9 protein-coding genes are annotated in these 8,921 nt (G+C 67.9%); 4 read left to right on the plus strand and 5 right to left on the minus strand.

Going from position 1 to position 8,921, the window contains the following annotated elements:
• Window positions 1-183 precede the first annotated feature (183 nt).
• Window positions 184-1,440 (plus strand): alpha/beta fold hydrolase, encoded by a 1,257-nt coding sequence (locus G6028_RS07700; protein ID WP_206685738.1) that lies wholly within the window; start codon window positions 184-186, stop codon window positions 1,438-1,440.
• A 49-nt stretch (window positions 1,441-1,489) separates the two neighbouring features.
• On the opposite strand, the gene G6028_RS07705 is transcribed toward G6028_RS07700, so the two are convergent.
• Window positions 1,490-2,011 (minus strand): flavodoxin domain-containing protein, encoded by a 522-nt coding sequence (locus G6028_RS07705; protein ID WP_182658515.1) that lies wholly within the window; start codon window positions 2,009-2,011, stop codon window positions 1,490-1,492.
• Between the two features lie 308 nt (window positions 2,012-2,319).
• Between G6028_RS07705 and G6028_RS07710 the strand changes: the two genes are divergently transcribed.
• Entirely contained in the window at window positions 2,320-3,387 is a 1,068-nt protein-coding gene (locus G6028_RS07710; protein ID WP_206685739.1) for an MDR family NADP-dependent oxidoreductase, read from the plus strand.
• A gap of 180 nt (window positions 3,388-3,567) precedes the next feature.
• Here G6028_RS07710 and G6028_RS07715 read toward each other — a convergent pair whose 3' ends face one another.
• The gene (locus G6028_RS07715) at window positions 3,568-3,963 is read right to left on the minus strand and encodes a hypothetical protein (RefSeq protein WP_182658516.1); all 396 of its coding nucleotides are present in this window, start codon (window positions 3,961-3,963) and stop codon (window positions 3,568-3,570) included.
• 161 nt (window positions 3,964-4,124) lie between these two features.
• A complete protein-coding gene (locus G6028_RS07720; RefSeq protein WP_338404175.1) occupies window positions 4,125-5,720 on the minus strand; it encodes a DEAD/DEAH box helicase family protein in 1,596 nt (531 codons plus the stop codon).
• Between the two features lie 574 nt (window positions 5,721-6,294).
• On the opposite strand from G6028_RS07720, the gene G6028_RS07725 reads away from it, so the two are divergent.
• Window positions 6,295-6,450, plus strand: a complete 156-nt coding sequence (locus G6028_RS07725) for a hypothetical protein (RefSeq protein ID WP_182658518.1) — start codon at window positions 6,295-6,297, stop codon at window positions 6,448-6,450.
• A gap of 189 nt (window positions 6,451-6,639) precedes the next feature.
• Here G6028_RS07725 and G6028_RS07730 read toward each other — a convergent pair whose 3' ends face one another.
• Together G6028_RS07730 and G6028_RS07735 are read right to left on the minus strand one after the other, a co-directional pair.
• A complete protein-coding gene (locus G6028_RS07730) occupies window positions 6,640-6,894 on the minus strand; it encodes a hypothetical protein (protein WP_182658519.1) in 255 nt (84 codons plus the stop codon).
• Complete coding sequence (locus tag G6028_RS07735; RefSeq protein ID WP_182658520.1) at window positions 6,876-7,136, minus strand: ribbon-helix-helix protein, CopG family; 261 nt, start codon at window positions 7,134-7,136, stop codon at window positions 6,876-6,878. Before G6028_RS07735 ends, G6028_RS07730 begins: the two co-directional genes overlap by 19 nt.
• A 279-nt stretch (window positions 7,137-7,415) precedes the next feature.
• On the opposite strand from G6028_RS07735, the gene eno reads away from it, so the two are divergent.
• On the plus strand, window positions 7,416-8,693 hold the full coding sequence (eno, locus tag G6028_RS07740) for a phosphopyruvate hydratase (RefSeq protein ID WP_182658521.1): 1,278 nt from the start codon (window positions 7,416-7,418) through the stop codon (window positions 8,691-8,693).
• Window positions 8,694-8,921 lie beyond the last annotated feature (228 nt).

An 8,921-nucleotide genomic window follows, 5' to 3' on the forward strand; every position in this document is an offset into this window, starting at 1 on the left:
AGGTGAGCGGCTTGGAGCTGCCCGACGGCCGGGAGCTGGACCTCGACGCGCGGGCCAGCGCGATCTGCTGGCGCCCCGCCGGGGCCTTGCGGATCGCCGCGGTGAGCGCGGGGCCAACCGTCCCGACCGTTGACCGCGGCCGTACCACCTCGTAGGTTCAGAGGCATAGCCCCTGGAGTCACCGTGACTGACAAGCGCACAGGGCGTCCTCGTCGTCGAGGTAGTGGATGGCTGACCGCTGCGGCAGTGATCGCGGCCGTGGTGCTGTTCCTGCCCGTGCTGCTTCTGCCGCTCACCACGTCGGTGCCGATGTGGGCATGGCTTCCACTGCTCCTGCTCGGCCTGTTCGCGCTACTCTGGCTCATCCTCCGACGCCGCCGGCGGGCGGTGAGACCGATGGCGGTGGGTGTCATGGCGCTCGCCGCGATCGTGGCCGTCTTGGCGTCGCAGACCCTGGCGATCACGCCGCCCATCACCGGGTCGGACGGTGAGCCCGTCCCCGGGAGCGTTGCCGAGATGGAGGCGGTGGAGCTCAACGGCAGCGAACAGTGGATCACCATTCGCGGCCATGACGCGTCGAATCCGGTCCTGCTCAACCTCGGGATGGGCGGCCCCGGTGGAGGCGGCTTCTTCAACTCCACCGAGTTCAGGCCACTGGAGGAGCACTTCACGGTGGTCAACTGGGACGAGCCCGGGACCGGAAAGTCCTACGGCGCCGTGCCGTTCGACGACCTCGACCGGGAGCGGTTCGTGGCCGATGCCACCGCGCTCACCAACCACCTCCGCGAACGTTTCGGGCAGGACAAGATCTACATCTATGGAGTCTCGTGGTCGAGCATCCTGGGCATCTGGTTGGCCCAGGAACACCCCGAGCTCTTCCACGCGTTCATCAGCAGCGGGCAGATGGTCAACACCACCGAGAACGACCGGATGGGGTACCAACTGGCGCTGGATCACCTCGAGGAGCAGGGGGATACCGGGCGAGCGGAGACGCTGCGGAACAACGGACCGCCGCCGTACTACGGCGACGCTGTGGTGTGGCCGTACGTGGACTTTCTCGACGTGCTCAACGAGATGATGGGGGTTCCCCGCTACACGCTGGTCGTGCCGCTTCTCGGGTTGCTCGTGCCCGAGTACGGCTACGTCGACACGATCAACCACACCCGCGGTCTGATCAACTCGTTCAACGCCGTCTACCCGCAGCTGGAAGACCTGGACTTCGTCGATCAGGCTCCGGAGCTCGAGGTGCCGGTGTTCTTCTTCGTGGGGCGGCACGACGTGAATGCGATGCCGACGCTGGTCGAGGAGTACTACGACGAGCTCTCGGCGCCGGAGAAGAGACTGATCTGGCTGGAGGGCGGGCACGGCCTCGGCAGCGCGGACAACAAGGACGTCTTCGTCGACGTCATGCTCGACGAGGTCCGGCCCCTGTCGCAATAGACCCTTAGTCGGATCACCCACTGGGAGAGGGGATCACACTCTCCCGGGTTCACGTGATCCGCGCGGCCACCATCTGGCCCCACTGCTCCGCGCGGGCCTCTTCGCCCTCGAGCAGCTGGGTCTGGGTGTCGACCAGGAAGCTCTCCGGTTCGGCGACGAGGGTGAACCCCAGGCTTTTCAGCTTCTTCGAGATCCCCTTGGATGCCCGACCGGTGAGGATCGCGGGCTTGTCGACCCGGGTATCGAACGCGGCAGCAGCCCCCTCGCGCCGGGAGAGCTCGCCGAGCCAGTCCCTGATCCCCGCACCCGCCGCATCGGGTTCCACCGTCAGGGCACTGTCTGGCTGGTCGGCGGCTTCGACCGCACCACGCCGGGTCGATTCGCGACTCATTCCGTGGACATGGGTGGGGCCGCCCACGATCACCAGGTCATAGACGGAGGTGTCCTCGTCTATCGCGTGCGAGACGGGGACTGTCGTGGCGTCACCTACCCGAGCGACGCCGCGTGCGATCGCGTTGGCAATGTCGTGGGTGCAGCCGTACATCGATTGAAAGACGATCAGTGCGCGCATTTCGTGTGCCACCCCGCTCGAGTCGGCGGTAAGAGCACGTAGCCGTTGACGGGCCCTCACCTCGGTTTATCACTCGATTTTCATCATTCACCGCGTCGGCGGCGAGCGCAATGGGGTGGGGGCGTCGGGGGCGCACCGTCCAGGGGCTGCGGTTCCGTCAAGGTTTGGGGTGCGCCCGCCTGCGTCACGCGCGTGCCCGCCCTGTGGTCGCCCCTGCGTGGTCCAACTTCGCCCATCCACTACCCAAGTGAAGTCAGTTCATTTACTGTCGGTGTGAACTGGCCCACACAACGATCGGTAGGGATCGCATGACCGACACGGCGATGAACGACACGACGACCGGCAACGCAGCGCAGGGCAACCGGGAGGTTCGCCTGGTCAGGCACCCCGACGGTGCGCTGGCGGTGGACGACCTCGAGGTGGTGCCCACCGAGATGCCGACCATGGCTCCGGGGCACGTGCTCATCCGCAACACGCTGCTCTCCGTGGACGCGGCCACCCGGCTGCGGCTCGATCCCGTCTCGCCTCCCGGATACCTGCCGGCCCTCAAGCCGGGGGAGGCGCTCGCCGGGATGGTGGTCGGTGAGGTGGTCGAGTCGGACGCGGAGGGCTACGCACCCGGCGACCTGGTGCACCACGACCTCGGGTACCGCGAATACGCCCTGGTCGATCCGGAAAACCAGGCCCTCGGCGTGGCCGGGGCACTGTCCAAGCTGGACCGCGAGCTGGGCCCGCCCGAGCTCCAGGTGGGGCTGCTCGGCATGACCGGGCTCACGGCGTGGGCAGGGATGTTCGTGGTGGCGTCCCTCAAGCCGGACGACGTCGTGTGGATCTCCGCGGCCGCCGGCGCGGTGGGCAGCGTCGCGGCGCAGCTCGCCAAGGCGCACGGGTGCCGGGTGATCGGCAGCGCTGGTAGTGCCGAGAAGGTCACCTACCTCAAGGATGTACTCGGGCTCGACGCGGCGTTCAACTGGCGCGACGGGCTGGACGAGCCGCTGAGCGAGTTCGCGCCCGAGGGGATCGACGTGTACTTCGACAGCGTCGGCGGCGACCACCTCAAGGCCGCGCTCACTCACCTGCGCCCGCTCGGCCGGGTCGCCCTCTGTGGCGCGATCGCTGGCTATGACGGTCAGCCTCCGGCCGCTCCCGACAACCTCTTCAACGCCACCACCAAGGACATCAATCTGCGTGGCTTCCTCGCGGGCACGTTCGCGGATCGGCTTCCCGAGGCCAGAAAGCACCTCGCGGAACTGTGGCGGTCGGGCGACCTGAACCTGGACCTCGCGAAGTACGAGGGCCTGGAGTCCGCGCCGCAGGCGATCGTGGACATGCTCTCCGGGCGGACGACGGGCAAGTGCGTGGTGGCGCTGGGCTGAGGGGCCTACTGGTGACGACGACGAGGTCGGCCGCCGATATCAGTCTGCTGCTGACGGCTGTGCGCACCAGTAGTGGTCCGAATTCGGCAGCTACCTACACAGGTTGAGATGGGTGCGGCGGGGTCGATCATGCTCGTCACTGTGTGGTCAGACCGTGGCCGGAGCCGCGGCCGTGTTGGGTCACTGCTCACTCTTCGCCAGAAACCGCCGCATGCCGCCGCGTGCGAGCATCAGCACGACGATCAGTGCGGTCACAGCGAGAAAGCCGCCCAGCTGGACGGCGTCGCCGAACGCGAGCGCCACCAGCTCGAGGACCAGGAACTTGCTACCCGGCAGCACCAACACCAGCGCGGCCACGTTCACGACGCGAACTGTGAGCGTCTTTCCCGAGCGGATGCGGCCCACAATCCGCTTCTTGACCCGCAGGACGATCTCCAGGACCGCCTTGAGCAGGACCGCCGTGAGAAGTGCCAGCAGGAACGTCTCCGAGAGGACCGCGGGGAATAGCTGGATGAACACGCCCAGCACGACGAGATACGCCAGGACATCCACCAGATCGATCGGACGAATCCGCACCCTGGGAGTGTATCGGCCGAGTAATCGGAAAGGAGCGCGTAAATAACGACGACCAGGGCGTTCGCCGGAACCAGTCTGCCCGTCGCGGGGACACGCCACGGGCGGTGAGCGTGTCGTGGCGCCCCACGGTTCGCGGGCACAGCGCCCTGCATCCAGAACACCTAGCCGAGCTCGTCCGCCAATCGGACGGCAGGGATCCAGTCGATACCGAACACCCGGGCCACCTCCGAGAAGGTGGAGGAGTCCGCATCGGTGCTGGTCGCCGAGGCGATGAGACGGGACAACATCACGGTCCCCGCTCGCTCCTCGATCGTGCCGGCCGCCGCCAGGAGCGACCACGCGCACACCTGATGATTCCGGTGCGCGCGGCCCATCGTCTGTTCGGCCAGGAGCCCCGAGTAGCGGGCCTGATGGAAGAAGCCCCTGCGCGGGGTGTCGGTCGCGAACGTGCCGTCGGCGAACTGCTCGCGCGCCTGCAGGTTGATCGCGGTGGGCGTGTTGAACACCACCACGGGCGCCTCGCCTCGCTGGAACCGCATCCGCTCGGACTCGGCCTGCGGGTTCGAGCCGTAGATCCGTGCAACCGGGAATCCGTCGGCCTCGAGCAGCTCGGCCACCGGGTGCGCGGCTGTGGACACCATCTCGGTCGCGATCAACACCTGGTAGCCGCGCTGGAGTTCGGCCTTCGCCGCCGCGACCGTGTGCTCGACCCGGATCATCGATGCCTTCTGGCGCAATCGCACCAGCGCAGCCAACCCGCGAGCGACGTTGTTGCCCGTCCTGGCCAAGTGCATCTCTCGCTGGAAGTCGCCCCACTCCAGCTCGTAGGCCCGCCATTGGTCCGGGGTCAGCTCCACCAGGTCCACGTCGAACGGAGGCGGGCCCCACGGCGCCGACCGGGTGAGCATTAGCGGCGGGTCGTGCCGCAGCAGGATGTCGCGCACGTCGCTGATGGCGGCCTGCTGCATCGGCAGCGACTCTTTGGCCTCCACGGTCCACGTCCACTTGCCGTACGAGGTCTCCAGGGGCACGCCCCGCTCGGCCAGGGTCCGCCCGAAGTCCGCCCACCGTGCAGGCGGGTCGCCGTGTACCTGTGCGAACAGCGACGACAGGTAGCCCCATTCGCCTGGGTGATGGCCCGGCGTGGCGGTGATCGTCAGCACGAAAGGGGACTTCTCGTGCGGGCCGTCCATGCGGGTCAGTCGCCGCATGTAGCTGGTGCGCTTGCTGGCGTGCCGGAACTGGTGGGCCTCGTCAATTACCGCCACGTCGACCTTGAGGCGAGGGCGCCCGTTTCGAGCCATGAGTTTGCCCAGGCTGTCCGAGGACATGATGATCCAGCGCAGGTCGTCGTCACACAGGTCCTCGTTACCCAGTGCTGCGATGGTGCGCCGCCACGACGGGATGGTGATGCGCGCGGGCCGGTCCACCGTCACCAGGATGGTGCGAGCGCCGCGCATGTTCGCGATGGCCTTCGCCGCAGCCACCGCCACCAGGGTCTTGCCGGTGCCCACATCGTTGGCCAGGTGAACTTGCCGGAACTGGCGCTGGGCGGCCGCGACGATCGCGTCCACGTCCGCGCGTTGCTCCGGGCGCAGCGTCATCGGCGCGGCGGTCGCGCCCGGGCCCTCGCTGCCGTTGAGCTCGTCTTCCAGCCACCGCAGGTAGGAGTAGGGCTTACTGGCGTAGTGCTCCAGTGGGTCCGGCAGGGCGGTGCCGACATAGGCGTGCGCGGTGAGCGACTTGTAGTAGGTCACTCCGGCCGGCGCCCCTCCGCCCAGTCCTCCCCACGGGAGCTCCAGCAGCCACACCCGCTGGCCGGGAGGGATCGTCGGAATCGTCGGCGTCGTGTTGGGCTTCTTGGCCGACGTCGCCCGCCTGGAGCTCGACTTGCGTTTCTTTGTCGTTGAGCGTGAGGACCGGGCCGCCATCAGATGTCTGCCCCGTTGCGGGCGGTGATGAGGGCGGGTGAGTCCACGGAGTCCTCCTGGATGGTCCTGGCGGGGTCGGGCTCACTGTAGGGGCCGGGTACGTCACCGCCGCCGTCGGCTGGTGCGCACCCCGCCGGGCCGTCGAGGTGAGCGTGGGTGCCGGGGTGAGGCCGCGCATTAGGGACGAAGGTAAGGCGATTACGACGACGACACGGGCCAGCCGCGGCCGGAATTCTGACTGCGAGGTGGTTCGTAGTCAGGCCCTGAAGCCGGGGGAGGCGCTCGCCGAGATGGTGGTCGGCGAGGTGGTCGAGTCGGACGCGGATGAGTACACCCCCGACGACTCGGTGCACCACGACCTCGGACACCGCGAGTACGCCCTGGTGGATCCGGCCTCGGGGTGGCCGGGGCGCTGTCCAAGTTGGACCGTGCGCTGGGCCCGCCGGAGCTTGAGGTGGGGCTGCTCGGGATGACGGGCCTCACGGCGTGGGCGGGGATGTTCGTGGTGACGTCCCTCAAGCCCGACGACGTCGTGTTGATCTCCCATGTTCGTTGACCGACTTCCCGAAGCCAGGAAGCACCTCGCAGCGCTGTGGAAATCGTGGACATGCTCTCTGGGCGGACGACGGGCAAGTGCGTGGTGGCGTTGGGCTGAGGGGCCGAAAACTGACGACGACGAGGTCGGACGCCGGTATTGGTCTGCTGCTGACGTCAGTGCGCAACGGCAAGAGTCTGAACGCGGCAGCTACTCAAGCAGGTTGAGATAGGAACGGCGGGCCTTCATCGCGTGAATTACCTCGATCGTGCCATCGTCGTAGTACAGCGCGATCAACTCTAGTACGCGCGAAAGTGTATCGAACCCGAGGACGAGGACGCGTTGGGGATGGTCATCGTCCAGTGGGCCGGAGAGGACTGGCGACTCGAGCGCCGCCCGAATGTCGTCGTCCTTGATGCCGTGTTTCCTCGCGGATGGTCGGACTATCACGAGGCGGCGGCCCACTGCGCCAACGCCTGGCGGATCGCCTCTGATCGGTTGAGGTGCTCCCGGTCGGCGCGGGCCATGACAGCCTCGAGTTCAGCATCGGTCAGGCGAACCGGGACGACTCGGGCCGCGCGGTCGGATCGTGCGGGCCGACCCATGCGCTTCTGCAGCCAGGCGATGTCGTAACCCTCTTCAGCCTCGGCGACCCAATTGTCGAGCTGTTCTTCGGAGACGTTCTGACCCTGAATTTTCCGCTCCATGGGCACTATCGTAATACGAATCTGTCCGAATGGGCAGTACGTGCCGGGTTGATGGGCCGAGGCTTTACTCTTCACCTCCGGGTTGCGCTGCCGGTGTGGTCCGGACGTGCATCGCATCCCGCCGTGACGTGATCAGACACGCAGCGCACCCGAAGGGATGTGGCCCAGCACGCCTGACCCCGCCCTGTAGACCGACGTGGAACAATGGCCCCCGGTACTGCAACCACCCAGCGCGGTGCCGACCCAGACACGATCCACGAACTTCCCCAAGGAGCACAGATGGCGCTTATCGAGCAGGTCGGAGCCCGGGAGATCCTCGATTCGCGAGGCAACCCCACCGTTGAGGTAGAGGTGCTTCTGGACGACGGCTCGTTCGGGCGGGCCGCGGTGCCCTCGGGTGCCTCGACCGGCGCCCACGAGGCCGTGGAGCTGCGCGACTCCGACGACCGTTACCTGGGCAAGGGCGTGACCAAGGCCGTCGAGGCCGTGCTGGACGTGCTCGCCCCGGCCGTGATCGGCATCCCCGCCGAGGAGCAGCGCCTGGTCGACGAGGCCCTCCTCGACGCCGACGGCACGGACAACAAGTCCCACGTCGGTGCCAACGCCATTCTGGGCGTCTCGCTCGCCGTGGCCCGCGCCGCCTCCGAGGCCGCCGGCCTGGAGCTGTACCGCTTCATCGGCGGCGCCAACGCGCACGTCCTGCCCGTGCCCATGATGAACATTCTCAACGGCGGCGCCCACGCCGACTCGGGCGTGGATGTCCAGGAGTTCATGATCGCGCCCATCGGCGCGCCGACCTTCCGCGAGGCCCTGCGCGTGGGCACCGAGGTCTACCACTCCCTCAAGGCCGTCCTCAAGGACAAGGGCCTGTCGACGGGCCTGGGCGACGAGGGCGGCTTCGCCCCGTCGGTCGATTCCACCAAGGCCGCGCTGGACCTCATCGTGGAGGCCATCGAGCAGGCCGGCTACACGCTCGGCTCCGACGTCGCGCTCGCGCTCGACGTGGCGGCCACCGAGTTTTACTCCGGCGGCAAGTACAACTTCGAGGGCAAGCAGCTCTCCGCCGCGGAGATGGCCGACGTCTACGCCGACCTCGTGGCCAACTACTCCCTGGTCTCCATCGAGGACCCGCTCGACGAGGACGACTGGGAGGGCTGGAAGACCCTGACCGACATGATCGGCGACAAGGTCCAGCTGGTGGGCGACGACCTGTTCGTCACCAACCCGGAGCGTCTGGCCGACGGCATCGCCAAGGGCGCGGCCAACGCGCTGCTGGTCAAGGTCAACCAGATCGGCACCCTCACCGAGACGCTGGACGCCGTGGAACTGGCACACCGCAACCGCTACGCCTCGATGATGTCGCACCGCTCGGGCGAGACCGAGGACACGACCATCGCCGACCTCGCGGTGGCCTGCAACTGCGGCCAGATCAAGACCGGCGCCCCGGCCCGCTCGGAGCGGGTGGCCAAGTACAACCAGCTGCTGCGCATCGAGGAGATGCTCGGGGACGCCGCCCGGTACGCCGGTGCCGGCGCCTTCCCGCGCTTCAACGCCTGAGCCAGGCCATCGGGTCGCGCAGCCCAAGAAAGCACGGCCCCAGTAGGTAGGTAGTCGAGAGGAGGGCTCATGGCTCGCCCACCACGCCCTTCTGATCGCCGGGGCGACGGCCGCGATCGGTCGTCGTCCCGGCGTCCCGGGGAGGCGTCGGGGCCCATCCGCCGGGCCCCGCAGCGGGGTCGCACCCGCGGTGAGTCTCCTGGCGACCCCACCCGCCGGCAGACGCCC

The sequence above is a fragment of the Dietzia cercidiphylli genome (assembly GCF_014145145.1).
GTDB classification, from domain to species: Bacteria; Actinomycetota; Actinomycetes; order Mycobacteriales; family Mycobacteriaceae; genus Dietzia; species Dietzia natronolimnaea.

What these genes read in the sequence shown, in the direction of transcription:
- G6028_RS07705 (WP_182658515.1), bottom strand. Translation starts at nt 2,011, where the DNA reads ATGCGCGCACTGATCGTCTTTCAATCGATGTACGGCTGCACCCACGAC.
- G6028_RS07710 (WP_206685739.1), top strand. Translation starts at nt 2,320, where the DNA reads ATGACCGACACGGCGATGAACGACACGACGACCGGCAACGCAGCGCAG.
- G6028_RS07735 (WP_182658520.1), bottom strand. Translation starts at nt 7,136, where the DNA reads ATGGAGCGGAAAATTCAGGGTCAGAACGTCTCCGAAGAACAGCTCGAC.
- eno (WP_182658521.1), top strand. Translation starts at nt 7,416, where the DNA reads ATGGCGCTTATCGAGCAGGTCGGAGCCCGGGAGATCCTCGATTCGCGA.